This window comes from Nocardia sp. NPDC055165, assembly GCF_053606985.1.
Window position 1 is genome coordinate 213,551 of record NZ_JBSGSS010000012.1, and the last position, 19,751, is coordinate 233,301.

Sequence of the window (19,751 nt, forward strand, 5' to 3'; positions counted from 1 at the left end):
AGTGGGGCCGAGCGAACTCACAAGCTGTTGGCCAGCAGGGCGTACTGGGCGGTGATTTTCTGGCGGACCTCGGGCTCACCGTCGGCGCTGACCATGGCCAGATAGCGCTTGTAGGCGACATAGCAGCGGTAGACGTAGTCGTCTTCTTTGTTGCCGTTGTCGTTGAGTTTCAGGCAGGTCGCGGTGGGGACGTCGGCGGGGGCGGTGATCGGGTCGTAGTGGCCCGCCGAATCGATCAGGCCCTGCATGAGCGATTGCGCGGCGGACTGGTCGCGTACCCGCGTGACGGAGCCGCCCTCGACCACCGCGTGGGCTTCCACTCCTGTTGCGTCGACCAGGTTCTGGCGGGTGGTGAGGTTGGCTGCCTTGTTGACGAGATGCTCAGGAGCATAGGAGGCGAACGAGTACTGGCCGGGGCGCATGGCGGCGCGGTCGTCGACGACCGCGCGGGCCAGGAGTCCGGCGGGGTCTACCGGGAGGTCGGAGATCTTCTCGGTGGGCGTGGGGTCGAACTTCGCGAGCTGGGCGAGTTCGGCGGCGAGATTCTTGTCGATCCAGGAAGTGAGGTCGGTCGCGTCGGCCCGGGGCCGCTGGATGAACAGCGAGATCACGAACTCTTCGTGGGCGAGGAAGGCGCCGATGGTGGGCACGCCGGGGCGCCAATGGAGGTAGGCGTCAGGGTATTCGGTGGAGGCGAGTTTGCGGTTGTCGGGGGAGACGGCCAGGTCGACGTCCTCGAGTTCCCGCGCGGCGAGGGTGGCGGCCGCCGCGGTGGGGAAGCGGAACAGCGCCGTGGTCAGCGCGGTCGCGTCGGGACCGGGACGGGTCTGGCCGTCGGGATCTGCCTTGTCGGCGCCGAGCGCGACATAGCCGGTGACGAACTTGCGGTTCTCCAGAACAGGTTTGGAGACGTTGGCGACGAAATCCAGCGCGCGTTCGATATCGGGGACGATCACGCCGCCGCGTCCGTGCGAGAGCGATGGATCGATCCGCACCGCGGGCACCACGGCGGCCGACATCCGCGCACCCTCGACGATCGCGCCTCTGTCGCCCGCGGTGTCGGTGTAGGCGTGCCGGTCGGTGGCGAAGGTCCCGGTCTCCAGGCCGCGCACATCGGGCTCACCGGCGACGGGTGTGCCGCTGACGGCACAGCCGGACAGGACGATCAGAGCCCCACCCCAGGCGAGCGCGATGCGAATTCTGGTCGAATCGATCATCAGGTTCCCCTCGATGTTCCTCCCGCGACACCTATGAAGTTACCGGACCTACCCCGCCCAGGGGGACCTGATCGGGGTGCTTGCCATAGTCTGGATGACATGGCGACCCCCCTGCTGTGCAGTTCCGGTGGAGGCCGATACCTGTGAGGGATCGGCAGGTCGAAGTGGTGCTCGGAAGTCACGCGGTCGCACGGGTCGCGGGCGCGGTGATCGTGGTCGCGCATCGCGGGCAGGGCAAGCTCACGCCCGGCGATACCGCGGCGATCGCGCTGGAATCGCTGGCGGAGTTGGTGCGTGACGCGCACGAGCAGGCGCCGTCGGGGCCGGGTTCGGTGGTGGCGCGCGAGGCGACGCGGTGGCTCATGAAGTACGCCGAGCAGATCTCGCCGGGCGTGCCGATCGATTTCGGGGTGCTCTCGGCCGCCGACAACGGCGGCGTGGCGATCTTCCTGCACGGTTCGGTGACGGCGGTACTCGCCGACGACCACGGCCCGGAGTACTACCGCGGTAGTGACGCGGCGTTCACCGTCGACCGGGTCGCCTCCGAACCCGCGAAGGCGGTCGCGCTGTTCGTCGACGACGCCAAGGGCCGCATCCCGGATCTGCCGCCGGAGCGCGGAATCGGTTGGCTGGTCGAGGGAATCGCGCAGGCAGGCGGGGCCGTGATGTGGTCCAACGATGTGCGCAGCCGGGTGCGAACCGCGGAACCGGTGGGCCAGACTCGCAGGCCGCCACCGCCTACCGCGCGTATCGATCGGGAACCACGTGCGGCGCAACCGGATTCACGACCCTCCGAGCAGCCCGCGACGGGGATGCAGCCGGCGACCTCGATGCTGGACGCTGTCACCGGCACCGCGCACGGCACGGTCGACACCCCCGTCGCCGACCCGCACAACGCCGAAACCCGGCTCTCCGGAACCAATCCCGCGCCCGAACCCGACCCCGACCTACAGCGCAGGCTCGAAGCCACCGCCAAGTCGACGGTGCTGGCGGTGAAGGTGATGGGATTCAAGTGCGCGCGTGCGCATCCCAGTGATCCGCGCTCGGCGTTCTGCACGGTGTGCGGCATGCCGGTCGATCAGACCCAAGCGCTCGCCGAGGTGGTCCGCCCGCCGCTCGGCATGCTCGTGCTCGACGACGGCATGACCTATCTGATGGCCGCCGACGCGGTGATCGGGCGTGACCCGGAGAACTCCGACGCCGCCCAGCGCGGACTCATCCCGCTGCGCATCGACGACACCTCCGGCGGCATGTCGCGCGCGCATGCCGAAGTGCACCTGGTGAATTGGGACGTGCAGCTCATCGATCGCGGTTCCACCAACGGCACCCGCAGCCGGCACCCCGGCTACCGCGACTGGGTCCGCCTCACCCCGAATCAGCCGATGGTGCTCGTCCCCGGCACCGAGGTGATGATCGGCAACCGGGTGCTGCGCTACGAACCGGCCGCACCACCGCCCTTCGGCTGACAGCCCTCCACCGATCGCATTCCCGGCCCCGCACATCCCGACCTCGAGGAGGGATCCGCCGCGCAGCGGCGGGTTCGCGACCGGCGGGGCCGCGAACTCGAGCGCGCCAGCGCTCCAAGAATTCAGCTGTAGCGCGACAGGCAGGTGGTTTCACCGTTGAGGACGCCTGCGCGGAAGGCGTCGACGCGGGAGAACCCGCTGGGCACCGTGTTGCCCTCGGCGTCGCTGGCGGCCAGTCCGTCGGTGAGCAGGCCCGAGACCGCTTCGTCGAGATCGCCCGCCGACAGCTGGATGTCGCCCTGGGCGACCGGACGGCCGGGCTGGGCGAGTTTGCCGGTGACGACCCCGGACAGGCAGGCCGCGCGCAGTCCGGTCTTCGCGCCGGTCAGCTGCTGGCCGTGGCTGCGCTGCACGGCCAGGGTGTAGCGGGAGATGAAGACGACGTAGCCGTTGTAGTCGCCGCTGACCTTCACCGGCAGCGGGCCGTCGTCGTCGGTGTCGCTGGCCCCGCGTTCGGCCAGTCCGGGCACATCGGTGGCGATGGTGTTCTTGGCGGGGCAGTAGGTGACCGGTTCGGTGACCGCGCCGTCCTTGCAGTCGATGCGCGAGCCCGCGTAGTCGTAGGTCGGCGCGTCCTTCACCGGCAGGATGGCCTGGAGCGCCTTGCTGAGCTCGACGAGATTTTCCTTGGAGACGGGGTATTCGCCGCGCCCGCTGTCGCCGGAGAAACTCTGCGGCAGAGAGCCGCGGCGCGAGTCGATCTCGTCCTCGTCGATGCCCTTGCAGCCGCGCGGCCCGTCGGTGAACCCGATCTGGACCGCGGTGACGCGCTCGAAGGCCGAACCGTGCACGCTCTCCGGGTCGTCGGGATCGGAGTCGCGAATCGAAACAGTCGCGGCCAGAACGGAATTCAGGCCGTCGGAGGTGTTGATCGTGAAGTGCTTCGACTTGCCTTCCGCGACATGGCGCATGAACGCGCCCGCGAAGCAGTCGGCCTGCTGCTCCTTCACCAGGACCGGCGTCTTCTTGGTGACCATCTTGGCCATGCTCTGGATGGCGTGGCCGTATTCGTGGGCCAGCACCATCACTACCGACATCGTGCCGAAGGTCTCGCTCATGGTGGGCAGCAGCATCTCGCGGTCCCAGCCGATCGAGTTGTCGCTGCGGCAGTAGGCGGCATTGACCAGGTGGTAGGTGGTCTCCTTGCAGAATTCGACCGCCTGGCTGCGGGCCGCCCTGGCCTTCCAGGAGATCAGCTTCTCGACCGGGTCGAAGGTCTCGCCGGGGAACTCGGTACCGAAGCCAGCCTGCCAGTAGGACTGGATGTCGTCGATCGCGTTGAGCGCCAGCTGGTCCACCTCGCCGCCGTCGCCGTTGGACGCGGTGAGGGGCGAATCGGGAACCCCGGTGCGCGGACCGTTCGGCCCACCGGTGGTCGGCAATCCCGCCACCTGGAACGGATCGTCGTAGATCGAGACCCCGTGCCCATCGATCGCCCGCGTGCACCCGACACCCATCAGCGCGCATAGCACGACAGAGATCGCAACGAACACTTGGGCTTTCGGCATACGTCCCCCTGGTCGGCCGGATACACGTGCAGGTCGATCGCCGGATCGGGCACAAAGCCGTCTCGGGGGCACCGCCGATGTCCGGGCGATGGCATAGTATCCGCTCCATGTCTTCACCGGGGGCGCAGACCATCACCGTGCGCCATGATGGAACCGAACGAGTCTTCGAAGCGAGTCAGCAGATCACCATGGGCCGCGCGCCCGAGGTCACCCTGTTCGTGGACAGTCCGCTGGTCTCTCGTGTGCACGCCACTCTTCGATTCAGCAACGGCGCGTGGGTGCTCGCCGACAACGGCAGTACCAACGGCGTCTTCGTCGACGCGCGCAGGCTCAACCAGCCCGTCTCGATCGATCGACCCACCCAGGTACGCCTGGGTGACGCGATCACCGGGCCGCTGCTGCACCTGGTCCCCGCGGCGCCTGGGGCGCGCCACGCGGCGACCATGGTCGCGCCGCCTTCGCAACCACAGCAACAGCCGCACCAGCAGCAACCTCACTATCAGCAGCCGCGTCCGCAGCAGCCGCATCCCGGCTTCCAGCCGCCGTCGCGCCCGCAACAGCAGCAACCGCAATACGTTCCCACCTCGCAGCTGCCCGCGCAGCCGCAGGACAACATCAATATGACCCGGCGCGCCGATTCGTCGATGCTGCCGCCGGTCCGCAAGGCCGCCTCGACCGAACCGGTCGCGCGCGGTGACCGCATTCCGCCCGGTGGCCTGAGCATCGGCCGCACCTCGGACAACCAGATCGTCGTCAACGATCCGCTGGCCTCGCGTGCGCACGCGAAGCTGCTGGCCTCGCCCGAGGGCCTGGTGATCGAGGACCTCGGCTCGGCCAACGGCACCTTCGTCAACGGTCACCGCCAGCAGCGCTCGGTGCTGCGCGAGCGCGACATCGTCACCATCGGCAACATCGACTTCGTCGTCACCCAGGGGGCGCTGGCGCATCGGCAGAAGCCGGTCGCCGAGCAGGGCCTGTCGGTGCACGGGGTCGGGTTCACCGTCGAGAACAACAAGCAACTGCTCGTCGATGTGAACATGACGGCGGGGCGTGGCACGTTGACCGCGCTGATCGGACCGTCGGGCGCGGGCAAGTCGACGCTGTCGAAGCTGATCGCGGGCAATACCCAGCCCTCCGGTGGTGTGGTGACCTTCGAGGGCCGCAACCTGCACGCCGAATACGAGGCGCTGCGTTCGCGCATCGGCATGGTGCCCCAGGACGACGTGCTGCACCGTCAGCTCACGGTCCGCCAGGCGCTCGGCTTCGCCGCCGAGCTACGGCTGCCGCCCGATACCACCAAGTCCGACCGGCAGCAGGTGATCGACGGCGTGCTGCAAGAGCTCTCGCTCACCCAGCACGCCGATACCCGGGTGGACCGGCTCTCCGGTGGCCAGCGCAAGCGCGCGTCGGTGGCGATGGAGCTGCTCACCGGTCCGTCGCTGCTGATCCTCGACGAGCCGACCTCGGGTCTGGACCCGGCGCTGGATCGGCAGGTCATGCAGATGCTGCGCGAACTGGCCGACGCCGGTCGCGTGGTGATCGTGGTGACGCACTCGGTGGCCTGCCTGGATATGTGCGACCAGGTGGTGCTGCTGGCCCCTGGCGGTAAGACGGCGTTCGCCGGTCATCCGGGTGGGGTCGGCGCGGCGATGGGGACCAGCGACTGGGCGGAGATCTTCGCCGAGGTCGCGGCCAACCCTGATCAGGCCTTCGCGAAGTATCGGTCCCGGCAGGCCTATGTGCCGCCACCGCCGCCCGCGCAGCCGAACCGCGGCAACGTGGGCGCGCCGCCGCAATCGAGCGCGATGCGGCAGTTCAGCACGTTGTCTCGCAGGCAGTTGCGGTTGATCTTCTCCGACCGGGGATATCTGATCTTCCTGGTGGTGCTGCCCTTCATCCTCGGCGCGTTGTCGCTGGTGGTGCCGGGTAGTGACGGGTTCACGGCGGGCGCGCTGGTGCAGCTGCCCGACGGCTCGTTCGGGCGGGAGAGCGGCGGTGAGGCCCAGCAGTTGCTGGTGGTGCTCATCCTCGGCGCGTGCTTCATGGGCGCCACGCTCAGCGTGCGCGACCTGGTCGGCGAACGGTCGATCTTCCAGCGTGAGCGCGCGGTCGGCCTGCTGCCCTCGGCATACCTGATGGCCAAGATCGTCGTGTTCAGCGTGACCGCGTTCCTGCAGTCGGCGGTCCTGATCGGTATCACGTTCATCGGGAAGAAGGCGCCGGGCGCCGGTTCGCTGATTCCGAGCGGCAGCGTCGAGCTGTACTTCGATATCGCGATGACCGCGGTGTGCTGCGTGGTGTTCGGCTTGCTGATGTCGAGCCTGGCCAAGTCCAACGAGCAGGTCATGCCGATGCTCGTGGTGATGATCATGGTGCAGCTGGTGATGGCGGGTGGCCTGATCCCGGTGACCGACCGGGTCGGCCTCGAGCAGATCTCGTACCTGTTCCCCTCACGCTGGGGTTATGCGGCGGGCGCGTCGACGGTGGACCTGACGGAGCTGGTCTTCGGCTCGCAGGACGACCCACTCTGGGGGCACAGCGCGGGGATCTGGATCCTGGACATCGTGATGCTCATCGTGATCACCTCGATCCTCGCCCTGATCACCTGGAGCAGACTACGACTGAAGAAGTCGCAGGCATGATCCGCCAGGTCAGCATCGTTTCGGTGGGCAAGCTGCGCGTGTCTGTCGCCGACCGGGCACACTTGATCCTGTGACCGTTCGAGTTGGGGCCCTACATCTAGGGTGGGACGTGGTGTCCGTGGCCGCGGGTGGCGGCGCGACCCCGGTCCGCCCGGTACAGGTCGAGGGCACCTACACCCCGCCCGCCTACCTGCTCGCCGATGCCGCGGGCAGGTTGCACACCGCCGGTGTCGACCGGCAGCGCCCGGACCTGGGGATGGCGATCGCCGATGTGCGCGACATCCTCGGCCACCCACAGATCGTGATCGCCGGCGCCACCTGGCCCGCCGAACTCGTCTTCCGGGCCAGGCTCTACAACCCGCTGGCCGCGATCGGCAAGTACCTACAGGGCAAGCCGCAACTGGTCGCGCTGCCGTATCCGGACAGCTGGCCCGAGGACAAGGTCGAGGTGTACGCGGCGCTCGTCGAACAGCTCGACGTGGTCGTGGAACCGCTGCCCGAAAGCGTCGCGCTCTCGGGTTATGTGCGCGCTCTCGGCCTGGTCTCCCCGCCCAGCGAGCGGCATCGCACCGGCATCGGCGCCACCGGGATCTACTCCGACGGTCGCTCGCTACTGGTGGTCGCGGTGCACGGCGACGACGAGCAGCCGACCGAATCGACGGAGGTCTCGGTCAGTGCCGAGGCGCTGCGCGACGCCCGCACGGCCGACAACGTGGTGATCGAGGCGATGGCCGCGGCCCGTTCGATCGGCGCGGACACCTCGACGGTGCTGCTCGCGGGCAACGTCTGCTTCAACGACGCGCTGCGCTTCGCCTTCCAGAACCACTTGGGCCAGCGCCTGCACGTGGCCGATCATCCGATGCACGCGCTGGTCCTCGGCGCCGCGCATCTGCTGGTCACCGAGCCCGATCTCGACGACGAGGAGGACGACTATCCGGACTCGGGACATCCGGGTCAGGCAGTCGCCGCACAGGTCGGGTGGGGTGCCCAACCCACCGCACCGCCTGCCGCCCAGCCGCCCGGACCGGCCGGGTTCGTCGCCGGTCCGCCCACCGCGCAACCGCCGCAGCCGTCAGGTCCACCCGCTCGTGCGCCGCGGCATGCGCTCGAACACGACGATGCCGAGGACGACGACCGCCGCGGCAAACTGCTCGGCAAGGTGAAGAAGGGCTTCTTCGGCGCACCGGCCGTGGTCGGCGCGCTGGCGCTGGTCGCGCTCCAGCCGGATCCCGCCGTCGCCGCGGCCGCCGAACCGGTGAGTTGCGCGTTCACCCCGTACGCGAACACGGTCCCGCGCGAGGGCATCGAGACCGCGCGTGGCCTGCTGGTCGACGACTCCGCCTGCGTCACCCCCGGCATCGATACTTTGCGCTACCTGATTCCCGGTCCCGCGCGTGCGACCGACCCGGGTCCGCCGGTCGTGATCTAGCCTCGCCCGATTACGGGTCGGTGATGCGTGGCTGGTATCGTTGCCCGTTGGCGTGTGGAACGTCGAACCGTTCGCGGATCGGCGTCTCCTCGATGTCCTGGGTCTCCACCGGCCGCCAGGACAGCCTCGATCCACACATCAGGGCCGGCAACACCGACGACAGACAGGGAACGACTGTGCCTACGTACAGCCCCAAGGCGGGTGACGTCACCCGCAAGTGGTACGTCATCGACGCCACTGACGTAGTCCTCGGCCGTCTCGCCGTGCAGGCCGCTGGCCTGCTGCGCGGCAAGGGCAAGCCGACCTACGCACCCCACGTCGATGGTGGCGACTTCGTCATCATCATCAACGCGGAAAAGGTTGCCATCTCCGGCAACAAGAAGCAGGACAAGCTCATCCACCACCACAGCGGACACCCGGGCGGCCTCAAGTCGCGCACTGTCGGCGAGGTGTTGGCGACCCGTCCCGATCGTCTCGTGGAGAAGGCCGTCAAGGGCATGATCCCGAAGAACAAGCTGGGTAACGCGATCGCGGGCAAGCTGAAGGTCTACGCAGGCCCGAACCACCCCCACGCCGCGCAGCAGCCGGTTCCGTTCGAGATCAAGCAGGTGGCCCAGTGACCGCTCCTGAAGAGTTCGCAGCCGAAGAGTTCGACGCCACCGATGAGGTCGTCGTCGAGATCGTCGAAGACGGCGAAGGCTACGCCGAAGGCGAGTACGTCGAAGAAGAGCTGGCTTTCGAGCCGCTCGGCCTCGACCGCCCGGTGCAGACCGTCGGCCGCCGTAAGGAAGCCGTCGTTCGCGTTCGCATGGTGCCCGGTTCGGGCAACTTCGAGCTCAACGGCCGCACCATCGAGGATTACTTCCCGAACAAGGTGCACCAGCAGCTCGTGAAGTCCCCGCTGGTTCTGGTCGAGCGTGTCGAGAACTTCGACATCTACGCTCGCCTGGTCGGTGGCGGCCCGTCGGGTCAGGCAGGCGCCCTGCGTCTGGCCATCGCCCGCGCGCTGATCGTGGTCACCCCGGACGACCGCCCCGCCCTCAAGCGGGCCGGCTTCCTGACGCGTGACCCGCGTGCCACCGAGCGTAAGAAGTACGGCCTGAAGAAGGCCCGTAAGGCGCCTCAGTACTCGAAGCGCTGATTTACGCACTGTCGACTCTCGGCTTTCGCATACGCTGGGTATGCTGCCCGCGCGAGTGGGGATGAGCCTGGTCGGCGGAGCGTGTGTGCAAGAGCAGGCTTCCAGCACCGCTGGTCGCCTGCTCTTGTGCTGTATTCGGGGACCTACTACTGGTAGAGGGTTTTTATGGGACGGCTATTCGGCACAGACGGTGTTCGCGGACTCGCCAACGAGTCGCTGAGCCCGGAACTGGCGATGCGCGTCGCCGCCGCGGCAGCGCAGGTGCTCTCGCGCGGCAAGAAGCGCCCGGTGGCGGTGCTCGGTCGCGATCCGCGCGCCAGCGGCGAGATGCTCGAGGCCGCGGTCACCGCGGGCCTGACCTCGGTCGGCGTCGATGTCCTCTCGGTGGGCGTGCTGCCCACTCCGGCCGTGGCCTACCTGACCGGCCTGTACGACGCGTGCTTCGGCGTGATGATCTCCGCCTCGCACAACCCCATGCCCGACAACGGCATCAAGATCTTCGCGGCGGGCGGGCACAAGCTCGACGACGTCATCGAGGCCCGGATCGAAGCCCTGATCGCCGAAGGCGTCACCGTGCGCCCGACCGGCGCGGGCATCGGCCGCGTGCGTGGCGACTACACCGTCGAGGGCACCCACGAGCGCTATGTCGAGCATCTGCTCGAATCCACCAGCCAGGACCTGTCCTCGCTGACCGTCGTCGTCGACTGCGCGCACGGTGCGGCCGCCGAGGTCGCTCCGCAGGTGTACCGGGAGGCGGGCGCGACGGTGATCGCGATCAACGCCGAACCCAACGGGCTCAACATCAATGACGGGTGCGGTTCCACGCACCTGGACACCGTGCGGCGCGCGGTCCTCGACCACGGCGCCGACCTGGGCATCGCGCTCGACGGTGATGCCGATCGTTGCCTCGCCGTCGATGCCGCGGGCGAGATCGTCGACGGTGACGCGATCATGGCGGTACTCGCGCTGGCGATGCGCGACGCGGGCGAACTGGTCGACGACACCCTCGTCGCCACCGTGATGAGCAACCTCGGCCTGCACATCGCGATGCGTGCCGCCGAGATCACCGTGATCACCGCCGCTGTCGGCGATCGGTACGTGCTCGAGGAGTTGCGTCGCGGCGGATACAGCCTGGGCGGGGAACAGTCCGGGCATGTGGTGTTCCCGCGGTTCGGTACCACCGGGGACGGGGTGCTCACCGGCCTGCGGTTGATGGCGCGGATGGCGCAGACCGGCCGCTCGCTGGCCTCGCTGGCTTCGGTGATGACCACGGTGCCGCAGGTGTTGATCAATGTCGCGGTGTCGGACAAGGGTGCTGTCGCTGTCGCTCCCGAGGTGCTGGAGGCTGTCGCGGAGGCCGAGCGGATCCTCGGGGACACCGGGCGGGTTCTGTTGCGGCCCAGCGGGACCGAGCAGTTGGTGCGGGTGATGGTGGAGGCCACCGATCCCGCGCAGGCGCGTCAGCTGGCCGATGATCTGGCCAAGCGGGTCGCCGCGGTCTAGTCGCCGGGACCCGGACGACGGGTCGGCGATCGGTGCTGTGGCGTGTTCCACCGGGCCCCACTAGTATCGGGATACGCCGTCTGGACCTGTGTGCCCCGTGGCGCGTGTGTGCTGCTCGGCGCAGGCGGTTATTTTGGCGCGCAGCACGATTCGAAGGGGGCCGATCATGGTTCCGCCGCTGCCTGCCCGCAACTACCAGGACCAGTACCCGTACGAGTACGGCGAAGCCGACCAGCCGCACCGCTGTGGTGGGGCCTGCGGGCGACCGGGGTGCCGCGAAGTGCCGCAAGGGTATTCGCACACTGTGCCGATCCGGGACGAAGGCTACGGGCAGTCCGCCTATGAGCCGGTCGCCGAGGCGCCACGCACCCGCGCGTTCGCGGCGCCGCGGGTGCCGCGCTCGCGATCGTTCATCGCCGTGGTCGCGGTGCTCGGTGTCACTTTCGGCGTCGGCCTGATCGGGGCCAAGCTCGGCTCCGACATCGACCTGTTCGGTGCGGCCGAGCCCGCTGTAGTGCAGTCGCTCTAGAACTGTCCGGCGACGAATCCGCTGAACAGCACCCCGAAACCACCGATCTCGCCCACGATCAGCCCGTACATCGACAGCCGTAGTTCGGCGGGAATCCTCCCGTCGAACTGATTGGTGGTGTCCCGGCGCAGCCCGTGCAGGGCGTAACTGGCGATCGCACCGGCGAAGAACGCGAGCACCACCAGATCGGCGGTCAGATTGACGATCGTCGGCCAGGCGCTGAGCTCGGTGAACACCGCGAGCAGGATCCCCGCGAAGGAGTACATCAGCGCGGCGCGGTGGGCGATGTCGACATAGACGTGCGCCGCGCCGTCAGTCCGGATTCCGTGGTACTTCCACACCCCGAGCAGCAACGCGCTCAGGAAGAGGAATCCGGTGACGAGCAGGGTGATTCGGGTGTCGATGCCCAATGCGTAGTCCATGCGTCATTCCTCGCTGAGAAGCCCGCCGGACATGTGCCAACGACGGGTCGCACGAACAGAATCCAGCATCCGGCGATCATGCGTCACCAGAATCAACGTGCCGGTGAAGGATTCGACGGCCTGTTCGAGCTGTTCGATGGCGGGCAGGTCGAGGTGGTTGGTCGGCTCGTCGAGAACCAGCAGGTTCACCCCGCGCGCCTGGAGCAGGGCCAGGGCCGCGCGGGTGCGTTCACCGGGGGACAGGGTGTCGCACGCACGCGTCACGTGCGGCCCGCGCAGGCCGAATTTGGCCAGTAGCGTGCGGACTTCGGCGTCGGGCCAGTCGGGCATCGCCGCGGCGAAGGTGTCGGCCAGCGCGTCGTCGCCACGGAACAGCCCGCGGGCCTGGTCGACCTCGCCGATCTCCACACCGGAACCCAGTGCGGCGGTACCGGAATCCGGGGCGATCTTGCCGAGCAGCAGGCCGAGCAGGGTCGACTTGCCCGAGCCGTTGGCGCCGGTGAGCACGATCCGGTCGGCCCAATCGATCTGGGTGGTGATCGGGCCCAGGGTGAATTCGCCGCGCGTGAGGGTGGCGTTGTTGGCGGTCGCGACCACCGCACCGCTGCGTGGGGCGGTGGCGATCTCCATCCGCAGCTCCCACTCCTTGCGCGGCTCGTCGACCACGTCGAGGCGTTCGATCCGGCGCTGGGTCTGACGGGCCTTGGCGGCCTGCTTCTCGGTGGATTCCGCACGGGTCTTGCGACCCATCTTGTCGGAGTCGTTCTTGCCCTTGCGGCGGGCGTTGCGCACCCCGTGCTCGAGCCAGTTGCGCTGCATCTGCGCGCGCGACTCCAAACCCGCTTTGGTGTCGGCGAATTCGTCGTAGGCCTCGCGGGCGTGCTTGCGGGCGATCTCGCGTTCGGCGAGGTAGGCGTCGTAGCCGCCGTCGTAGAAACCGGTTTGCTGCTGAGCCAGATCGAGTTCGAGGACGCTGTTCACGGTGCGCGCCAAGAACTCTCGATCGTGGCTGATCACCATCAGTGGTACGCGCACCCCGGTGACGAACCGTTCCAGCCGGTCGAGGCCGTCGAGATCGAGGTCGTTGGTCGGCTCGTCGAGCAGCAGAATGTCGAAGCGCGACAACAACACCGAGGCCAGCCCCGCGCGCGCCGCCTGGCCGCCGGACAGGCCCGTCATCGGGGTGTCGAGCCCACCGGCCAAGCCGTGGGTCAGCCCCAGATCCGCGGCGACCTCTTCGGCGCGCTGATCGAGATCCGCGCCACCCAACGCCAGCCAATGTTCCAGCGCGGGCGAGTAGTCGTCGTCGCCACCGTCGCCGAGGCGTTCGGCCGCCGCGTCCATCACCTGCTGGGCGTGTGCGACACCGGTTCGGCGCGAGAGGAATTCGAGCACCGTCTCGCCCTCGATGCGCTCCGGTTCCTGGGTCAGATAACCGACGGTCGCGTCGGGCGGGCTCAACGCGATGGTGCCCTCGCCCGGTTCCCGCTCGGCCAGCATCCGCAGCAGCGTCGACTTGCCCGCGCCGTTCACCCCGACCAGCCCGATCACATCGCCGGGGGCGAGAGTGAAATCGAGGTCGGCGAACAGGGTCCGTTCGGCGTGCCCCGCGGAGAGGCCACTGGCGTGCAATGTCGTGCTCACCTCGACGATTGTGCCCGTCTCGGGGTCTGACCCTGAGGTCGGGGCCTGTCGAAATCAGGGTGCGGATGGGTCTGTGGACCGATGCGGGCGGGCGTGCTCCGACGGCACAGTGGAGACATCACCGCTCCACAGGAAGGCAACACCATGACCGCCCCCGCCCGCCGCCTCACCCGTTCGACCAGCAACAAGTGGATCGCAGGCGTCTGCGGCGGCCTCGCCGAACGCTACGGCTGGAACCCCAACGTCGTCCGCCTGGTCTTCGTCGTGTCCTGCCTGCTGCCCGGTCCGCAGTTCCTGATCTACCTGGCGATGTGGATCCTCATCCCGAACAAGTAGCCCCGAACCCCCCGGCGCCCGCTCGCGGATGACAAGATGGTGGCAACCCCGCCACGTCGTCATCCGCGAGTTTTCCGTTGGAGGAGCAGTCATGGTCACCTCGGGTGAGTTCCCCGGCCTCGGCCTACCCGACATCGACGCCCACTCGTCCCTGGGCGGCCTCGGCCCCGTCGAGCTGAACAACCCATCCCTCGACCTCGACCACGACGGCGTCGTCGACTCCCTCTCCACCGGCGATGCCGACTCGACCAGCATCTGGTCCGACTACGACCACGACGGCCTCGCCGATCACGTCACCGTCGTCGAGGAAGACGGCGACTACGCCGCCTGGGAATACCACCGTCATCCCGACGGCACGTCGGAGTGGCGCAAGACCGACCAGGGGAACCTGGAGAAGTAGCGCACCAGGGTGCCGCTGTGATCGAATCCGAGCACAGCGGCATTCGTCGTGTGATCGTGGAACCGATCCGGGTCTTGGCGCGTCTAAGAAGACAAGGAGTCTTCCGGGACGGTGGGGGACGGCAACGGGATCCGGAACGGAGGGGACGCTATGGGGTACTCGAACACGCTGGGCGTGCAGACGGGTGAACTCGGGCAGTTGGGCAACGATTTGAAGATGTCGGGCGGTGCGGTCAAGGACACTGTGAAACGCATTTCCGACAACAAGTTCGGCTCGGGTGACGCGGGGAAGAACTACGCCGCCGAGGGAAAGACCGTCACGGCGGGCCTCGATGTCGCGATCGCGTGGCTGAACAACTGGAGTTCGGCCACCACGGCTATCGGCGATGCGATCGGCGCCTCATCGATTGCCTACTCCAACACCGATGCTGAAAACGCCAAGCAGACCAACAAGGCAGGGCAGGCGCTGTAGTGAGCGACGCAGGATATGTGGGAGCCGACCGATGACGGTGTTGAGCAGCCCCGTCGAGGGCATACGCGGACAGAACGTCGATTCGCTCCTCGACGACGGTGCACCGGGGCTGCAGTACTTCATCCAGTTGCTCCCCAGATACAACAAGGCCTTCGGTGACTGCAGTCATACCGAGGCCAAGATCTGCGCGGAGTACGACGAACAGCGCGGTATGAATCTGGACAAGCTGGCTGACACGGCCGAAGCGCTGTACAACGCGTTGCAGGTCTCCGATACGCAATGGGGTGTGCAGCAGGGGCTTTCGCAGAAGATGTCCACGGTGTGGAGCAGCGGCGCGGCGGCCGAGGCCGCAGCGACGATGCTCGGACAACAGCTGACGCTGGCTACCGAGGACCGCACGAAATTGACCACGGCAGTGGAAGCGTTCGCGACCGCGACGACCAAATTGCGTGGGCTGGTCACCAGCAAGAAGGATTGGGTCAAGGCGCTGGTCACCGGCAATCAGGTGTTGGTCGGCGGAAAGACCGTCGCCGACATCGACGAGATGATCGAGGAAACAGATGTCGTCGATGTCGGGACTATCGGCCTCGGCATCGTTGCGATGGCCGTCCCCGGCTTGGGTTCTGCCTATATCGGAAAGACGGCTTACGACAAGCAGCAATCCGAAGCGTGGCTGAGAGATGTCTTCAAACCGGACTTCGACGACAAGCTGGCGAACTTCCTCTCCCTGTGCTCCAACACCGACGACACCGTCAAGCTGGCATACGGGGTACTGACGACGGCGACCAACGCGCTCGACAGCGGGGCGTATCCGCGACCGGCAGGCACTGTCACCACCGATAACAAAGGTGACGGGACGACTCCCGCAGGGACCACACCGTCCGGGACGACCCCCGCCTCGACAACGCCGACGACGACAACGCCGTCCACGACAACACCGACGACAACAACGCCCACAACGACAACGCCGTCCACGACGACCGACGACACGCTCAGCGAGATCGTCAGCACAGTCACCGACGCCGCCACGGACCTGTTGACGACGGCTGCCAGCACTCTCAGCGAGAACATGGACACCATCACGTCCACGATCACCGAAGGCATCGAGAACGCGGTCGGGCAGATTGAATCTGTGTTCCAGGATGCCGACGGCGATGGGGTGCCGGATGTCATCGATGGCAAGTCCGCGGAGTTCGACGTTGCCGGAAACAATGTCAAGGTCGAGATGGGCGACGACGGCAACCTGAAGATGGTCGTCACCGGCGCCGACGGTCAGTCCACCGAATATGGCATGACGATCGGCGCCGACGGCCAGCCGGTCATCACGACCGAGAGCGGCGAACCCGTCGGCGAGGGCGAACCCACCGGTGAAGAGGCTGCGACCGAAGAAGGTGTCATCGGTGATGGCACGCCGAGCTCCGGCTCCGGAACCGCTGAAGAGGGTGGGACGCCCGCGTCGAGCACGCCGAGCATGCCGGGTGCCACCAAGCGCGAAGACGACGGTGAGCATTACTCGCAGCCGCTGCCTGCCGGTGATGCCGAAGAGCCGGTCGACACCGGCGCAGTCCTGGCTGAGGCAGGCCCGCTGTGATCGTCCACCCATCATGTGAGGAGCCCCGCTCATGAACTATGTCCTCGAGCTCGAGCAGATTTTCGACGAGCACGCTCGGCGCACGGCGATCCTGCATCAGGAACTCGACGCGATCAACCGTGCCACCGCCGACCGGGATCGAGACCATGCCGAACGTACTGCCGCCGGTCTGGAGCGGGTGCTCGCGCAGGCGGAGGAAGACGAGAAGGCGAGGGCGGCAGCCGAACAGCGCCAGGCCGAACTGAACCGCCTCGAAGCAGAGGCGCAGGAGCAGCGCGACGCCATCGCTCGCGCGGCGGCGGCGCGCCGTGCGAACGATGTCGTCGCGCCTTATGACGACGACGATCCTGAAGCCGAGTACTACCAGCGCAAGAGCTGGCTGGTCTGAATCACCGGCGCCAGGCCGAATGCGGAGGGTGATCGCGCCGGGCCGGCGTCGCTCTGACGGCCCGGGCGCTTCTAGCCGCGGATGAGTTTGGCGACTGTGCCGATGGACAACTTGGGCGCCTCGACCTCGACCTCGGCGTGGGGGTCGACGACCTTGGTGTGGGGGATCTCGGCTTCCGGGTCGGCGAAGATCGCGTACTTCTTGTCGGCGAGAAGGGTGGCGAGGAGGTAGCCGGTGACCAGGGCTCGGGTGGCCTTGTCGGTTTTGTGTTCGTAGCGGCCCGCGCCGAGGGCGGCGAAGAGGCGGCGGCCCTCGATGATGCCGTTGTGCGAGGCGCCGTCGAGGGTGCGCAGGATCGACGGGCCCGACCAGGCGGCGGCGAGGGCGCGGGCATTGGAGCTGACCGAGTCGAGGTCGTCGCCGGTCAGGATCAGGCCGGGCGCGTCGATGTCGGGGGCGATGTTCTCCGCGGCGGGGGAGGTAGGGGCCGGGAAGAGCGCTACGACGGCGGCTACCCGGCGTTGAGCCGCGGCGATCACCGCGGCGCCCGCCCCCATGCCGTGGCCGGCGAGGGCGAGGCGGTCGGGGTGGACGCTGATGGTGCCGTCACCGAGGCGGACCTTGCTCACGATGTCGAGCGTGGTGAGCAAGTCGGTGCCGAGGTCCAGATGTGACGGAATCGGGCCACGCTCGGTATCGGGCGCGGCGACCACGAAACCCCACGACGCGATGTGTTCGAGCAGGCTCTTGTAGTTCTCGGCGCTGGTCAGCCAGCCGTGCGCGAACGCGACAGCGGGCAGGTTCAGCCCGGACTCGGGCGTGTACACCACACCCGGCTGACCTGCGATCCCTAAGTTCCCACGCAGCACCCGGTGGGGGCCGCGCACGGACAGGGTGCTCACGAGCGATTTTGCAGACACCGACACGGCGAGAAGAGTATCCGATCAGTAGGGTGGGGGACCATGTGCGGAATCGTGGGGTACGTCGGATACCGGGATGCGCTGGGCGTTGTCGTCGACGCGCTGCGACGCATGGAGTATCGCGGATACGACTCCGCGGGGGTCGCGATCCTCGATGGAAACGGTGCTCTGGCGGTCGAACGTAAGGCCGGGCGGCTGGCCAATCTGGAAGCCGAACTGGGCGAGGCGGGGACCGAGCGTTTCGCCGGGTCGACCGGGATGGGGCACACCCGCTGGGCCACCCACGGCGCGCCGACCGACCGCAACGCGCACCCCCACCGCGACCTCTCCGGCAAGCTCGCCGTCGTCCACAACGGCATCATCGAGAACTTCGCGCCGCTGCGCCGCGAGCTCGAAGACGTGGGTGTGGAGCTGCTGAGCGACACCGATACCGAGGTCACGGTGCACCTGGTTTCGCGCGCGTACGCCGACGGCCCCACCGCGGGCGACTTCACCGCGAGTGTCCACGCCGTATTGCAGCGGCTCGAGGGTGCGTTCACGCTGGTGTTCACCCATGCGGACCATCCCGGCACGATCGTGGCGGCTCGCCGGTCGACGCCGCTGGTCGTCGGGGTCGGCGAGGGTGAGATGTTCATCGCCTCCGATGTCACCGCGTTCATCGAGCACACCCGCGAGGCGGTCGAGCTCGGGCAGAACCAGGCCGTGGTGATCACGAAGCACGGCTACAGCGTCACCGACTTCGCGGGCAACACCGACGGGGTGGTCAGCCGGCCGTTCACCATCGACTGGGACCTCGCCGCCGCGGAGAAGGGCGGCCACGACTACTTCATGCTCAAGGAGATCGAGGAGCAGCCCACCGCCGTCGCCGACACCCTGATGGGGCATTTCGTCGTCGACGAGAAGGGCGGCCGGATCGTCCTCGACGAACAGCGCCTCGCCGACCAGGAGCTGCGCGAGTTCGACAAGGTGTTCGTTGTGGCGTGCGGCAGTTCGTACCACGCGGGCCTGCTCGCCAAGTACGCGATCGAGCACTGGACCCGGGTGCCGGTGGAGGTGGAGCTCGCCAGCGAATTCCGTTACCGCGACCCGGTTCTCGACCGGTCGACGCTGGTGGTGGCGATCTCGCAGTCCGGTGAAACCGCCGACACACTCGAAGCGGTGCGCCACGCCAAGGAGCAGAAGGCGCGCGTGCTGGCCATCTGCAACACCAACGGGGCGCAGATTCCGCGCGAGTCCGACGCGGTGATCTACACGCGGACCGGGCCCGAGATCGGTGTCGCCTCGACCAAGGCGTTCCTGGCGCAGGTGGCTGCCAACTATCTGGTCGGTCTGGCCCTGGCGCAGGCGCGCGGGACCAAGTACCCCGACGAGGTGGCTCGCGAGTTCGCCGAACTGGAATCGATGCCGAAGCTGATCGCCCGGGTGCTCGAGACCGCGCCACAGGTGCGGGCCATCGCGCGCGAGCTGGCGCATGTGCCGACGGTGCTGTTCCTCGGTCGCCACGTGGGTTATCCGGTGGCGCTCGAAGGCGCGCTCAAGCTCAAGGAACTGGCCTACATGCACGCTGAGGGTTTCGCCGCGGGCGAGCTCAAGCACGGGCCGATCGCGCTGATCGAAGAGGGCCTGCCGGTGATCATCGTGATGCCGTCGCCGAAGGGTCGCGCGGTGCTGCATTCCAAGCTGCTCAGCAACATTCGCGAGATCCAGGCGCGCGGTGCTCGCACGATCGTGATCGCCGAAGAGGGCGATGACACCGTGCGCCCGTTCGCCGACGACCTGATCGAGATCCCGGCCGCCCCGACCCTGTACCAGCCGTTGCTGTCCACGGTGCCGCTGCAGATTTTCGCCGCCGAGGTGGCCCAGACCCTGGGCTACGACGTGGACAAGCCCCGCAACCTGGCCAAGTCGGTCACCGTCGAATAAAGGCCCGACCCACCCCCGCACATCCCGACCCCGAGGAGGGATCCGCCGCACAGCGGCGGGTTCGCGGCCGTCCCGTCGATCAGGCGCCCCGGGGGGGGGGGGGCGGGGCGGGGCCGCGCCGCGGCGGGAAGAGGGGGCCCCCGGGGGCGCGCGCCGCACCC

At 67.9% G+C, this 19,751-nt stretch carries 18 protein-coding genes; 13 read left to right on the plus strand and 5 right to left on the minus strand.

Annotation, left to right across the window (positions count from 1 at the left end):
* Positions 1–17 precede the first annotated feature (17 nt).
* Positions 18–1,217, minus strand: a complete 1,200-nt coding sequence (locus ACWFRF_RS24335; RefSeq protein ID WP_452452395.1) for a DUF7373 family lipoprotein — start codon at positions 1,215–1,217, stop codon at positions 18–20.
* Positions 1,218–1,360: 143 nt separating this feature from the next.
* Between ACWFRF_RS24335 and ACWFRF_RS24340 the strand changes: the two genes are divergently transcribed.
* Positions 1,361–2,683, plus strand: coding sequence for an FHA domain-containing protein (locus tag ACWFRF_RS24340; RefSeq protein WP_379313742.1), 1,323 nt, complete (start codon positions 1,361–1,363; stop codon positions 2,681–2,683).
* 122 nt (positions 2,684–2,805) lie between these two features.
* Here the strand turns inward: ACWFRF_RS24340 and ACWFRF_RS24345 are convergent, their stop codons facing one another.
* Positions 2,806–4,251 carry a neutral zinc metallopeptidase gene (locus tag ACWFRF_RS24345; RefSeq protein WP_379313744.1) on the minus strand — a complete coding sequence of 482 codons (1,446 nt, stop codon included), beginning with the start codon at positions 4,249–4,251 and terminating at the stop codon, positions 2,806–2,808.
* Between the two features lie 107 nt (positions 4,252–4,358).
* Between ACWFRF_RS24345 and ACWFRF_RS24350 the strand changes: the two genes are divergently transcribed.
* The 6 genes from ACWFRF_RS24350 (at position 4,359) to ACWFRF_RS24375 (ending at position 11,495) form a co-directional block, all read left to right on the plus strand.
* The gene (locus tag ACWFRF_RS24350; RefSeq protein ID WP_449972659.1) at positions 4,359–6,893 is read left to right on the plus strand and encodes an ATP-binding cassette domain-containing protein; all 2,535 of its coding nucleotides are present in this window, start codon (positions 4,359–4,361) and stop codon (positions 6,891–6,893) included.
* Positions 6,894–7,005: 112 nt separating this feature from the next.
* Positions 7,006–8,322 (plus strand): hypothetical protein, encoded by a 1,317-nt coding sequence (locus tag ACWFRF_RS24355; RefSeq protein ID WP_452452397.1) that lies wholly within the window; start codon positions 7,006–7,008, stop codon positions 8,320–8,322.
* 176 nt (positions 8,323–8,498) lie between these two features.
* Complete coding sequence (gene rplM / locus ACWFRF_RS24360; RefSeq protein ID WP_194825954.1) at positions 8,499–8,942, plus strand: 50S ribosomal protein L13; 444 nt, start codon at positions 8,499–8,501, stop codon at positions 8,940–8,942.
* The gene (rpsI, locus tag ACWFRF_RS24365) at positions 8,939–9,463 is read left to right on the plus strand and encodes a 30S ribosomal protein S9 (protein WP_378632416.1); all 525 of its coding nucleotides are present in this window, start codon (positions 8,939–8,941) and stop codon (positions 9,461–9,463) included. The genes rplM and rpsI overlap by 4 nt, the downstream gene beginning before the upstream one ends.
* Positions 9,464–9,628: 165 nt before the next feature.
* A complete protein-coding gene (gene glmM, locus ACWFRF_RS24370) occupies positions 9,629–10,966 on the plus strand; it encodes a phosphoglucosamine mutase (protein WP_452452398.1) in 1,338 nt (445 codons plus the stop codon).
* 166 nt (positions 10,967–11,132) lie between these two features.
* On the plus strand, positions 11,133–11,495 hold the full coding sequence (locus ACWFRF_RS24375; protein ID WP_378662011.1) for a hypothetical protein: 363 nt from the start codon (positions 11,133–11,135) through the stop codon (positions 11,493–11,495).
* Here the strand turns inward: ACWFRF_RS24375 and ACWFRF_RS24380 are convergent.
* Positions 11,492–11,917, minus strand: a complete 426-nt coding sequence (locus ACWFRF_RS24380; protein ID WP_378993583.1) for a hypothetical protein — start codon at positions 11,915–11,917, stop codon at positions 11,492–11,494. The genes ACWFRF_RS24375 and ACWFRF_RS24380 overlap by 4 nt on opposite strands.
* A gap of 3 nt (positions 11,918–11,920) precedes the next feature.
* On the minus strand, positions 11,921–13,507 hold the full coding sequence (locus ACWFRF_RS24385) for an ABC-F family ATP-binding cassette domain-containing protein (protein ID WP_449972665.1): 1,587 nt from the start codon (positions 13,505–13,507) through the stop codon (positions 11,921–11,923).
* 198 nt (positions 13,508–13,705) lie between these two features.
* On the opposite strand from ACWFRF_RS24385, the gene ACWFRF_RS24390 reads away from it, so the two are divergent.
* The 5 genes from ACWFRF_RS24390 (at position 13,706) to ACWFRF_RS24410 (ending at position 16,747) form a co-directional block, all read left to right on the plus strand.
* Positions 13,706–13,897: a PspC domain-containing protein gene (locus tag ACWFRF_RS24390; RefSeq protein ID WP_063057023.1), complete on the plus strand. Its 192-nt coding sequence runs from the start codon at positions 13,706–13,708 to the stop codon at positions 13,895–13,897.
* Positions 13,898–13,988: 91 nt separating this feature from the next.
* Positions 13,989–14,297, plus strand: coding sequence for a DUF6802 family protein (locus ACWFRF_RS24395; RefSeq protein WP_056818233.1), 309 nt, complete (start codon positions 13,989–13,991; stop codon positions 14,295–14,297).
* Positions 14,298–14,408: 111 nt separating this feature from the next.
* Complete coding sequence (locus tag ACWFRF_RS24400; protein WP_378993580.1) at positions 14,409–14,768, plus strand: hypothetical protein; 360 nt, start codon at positions 14,409–14,411, stop codon at positions 14,766–14,768.
* 31 nt (positions 14,769–14,799) lie between these two features.
* Positions 14,800–16,359 (plus strand): hypothetical protein, encoded by a 1,560-nt coding sequence (locus ACWFRF_RS24405; RefSeq protein ID WP_452452400.1) that lies wholly within the window; start codon positions 14,800–14,802, stop codon positions 16,357–16,359.
* 31 nt (positions 16,360–16,390) lie between these two features.
* Positions 16,391–16,747 (plus strand): hypothetical protein, encoded by a 357-nt coding sequence (locus ACWFRF_RS24410; RefSeq protein ID WP_449972645.1) that lies wholly within the window; start codon positions 16,391–16,393, stop codon positions 16,745–16,747.
* A gap of 71 nt (positions 16,748–16,818) precedes the next feature.
* On the opposite strand, the gene ACWFRF_RS24415 is transcribed toward ACWFRF_RS24410, so the two are convergent.
* On the minus strand, positions 16,819–17,673 hold the full coding sequence (locus tag ACWFRF_RS24415) for a poly(ethylene terephthalate) hydrolase family protein (RefSeq protein ID WP_378993577.1): 855 nt from the start codon (positions 17,671–17,673) through the stop codon (positions 16,819–16,821).
* A gap of 36 nt (positions 17,674–17,709) precedes the next feature.
* Between ACWFRF_RS24415 and glmS the strand changes: the two genes are divergently transcribed.
* On the plus strand, positions 17,710–19,590 hold the full coding sequence (gene glmS, locus ACWFRF_RS24420; RefSeq protein ID WP_452452402.1) for a glutamine--fructose-6-phosphate transaminase (isomerizing): 1,881 nt from the start codon (positions 17,710–17,712) through the stop codon (positions 19,588–19,590).
* Positions 19,591–19,751: the final 161 nt, after the last annotated feature.

Excerpts from the sequence above, each read along its gene's own strand:
- ACWFRF_RS24335 (WP_452452395.1), bottom strand. The coding sequence starts at position 1,217 with ATGATCGATTCGACCAGAATTCGCATCGCGCTCGCCTGGGGTGGGGCT.
- ACWFRF_RS24345 (WP_379313744.1), bottom strand. The coding sequence starts at position 4,251 with ATGCCGAAAGCCCAAGTGTTCGTTGCGATCTCTGTCGTGCTATGCGCG.
- ACWFRF_RS24350 (WP_449972659.1), top strand. The coding sequence starts at position 4,359 with ATGTCTTCACCGGGGGCGCAGACCATCACCGTGCGCCATGATGGAACC.
- glmM (WP_452452398.1), top strand. The coding sequence starts at position 9,629 with ATGGGACGGCTATTCGGCACAGACGGTGTTCGCGGACTCGCCAACGAG.
- ACWFRF_RS24375 (WP_378662011.1), top strand. The coding sequence starts at position 11,133 with ATGGTTCCGCCGCTGCCTGCCCGCAACTACCAGGACCAGTACCCGTAC.
- ACWFRF_RS24380 (WP_378993583.1), bottom strand. The coding sequence starts at position 11,917 with ATGGACTACGCATTGGGCATCGACACCCGAATCACCCTGCTCGTCACC.
- ACWFRF_RS24390 (WP_063057023.1), top strand. The coding sequence starts at position 13,706 with ATGACCGCCCCCGCCCGCCGCCTCACCCGTTCGACCAGCAACAAGTGG.
- ACWFRF_RS24395 (WP_056818233.1), top strand. The coding sequence starts at position 13,989 with ATGGTCACCTCGGGTGAGTTCCCCGGCCTCGGCCTACCCGACATCGAC.
- ACWFRF_RS24405 (WP_452452400.1), top strand. The coding sequence starts at position 14,800 with ATGACGGTGTTGAGCAGCCCCGTCGAGGGCATACGCGGACAGAACGTC.
- ACWFRF_RS24410 (WP_449972645.1), top strand. The coding sequence starts at position 16,391 with ATGAACTATGTCCTCGAGCTCGAGCAGATTTTCGACGAGCACGCTCGG.
- glmS (WP_452452402.1), top strand. The coding sequence starts at position 17,710 with ATGTGCGGAATCGTGGGGTACGTCGGATACCGGGATGCGCTGGGCGTT.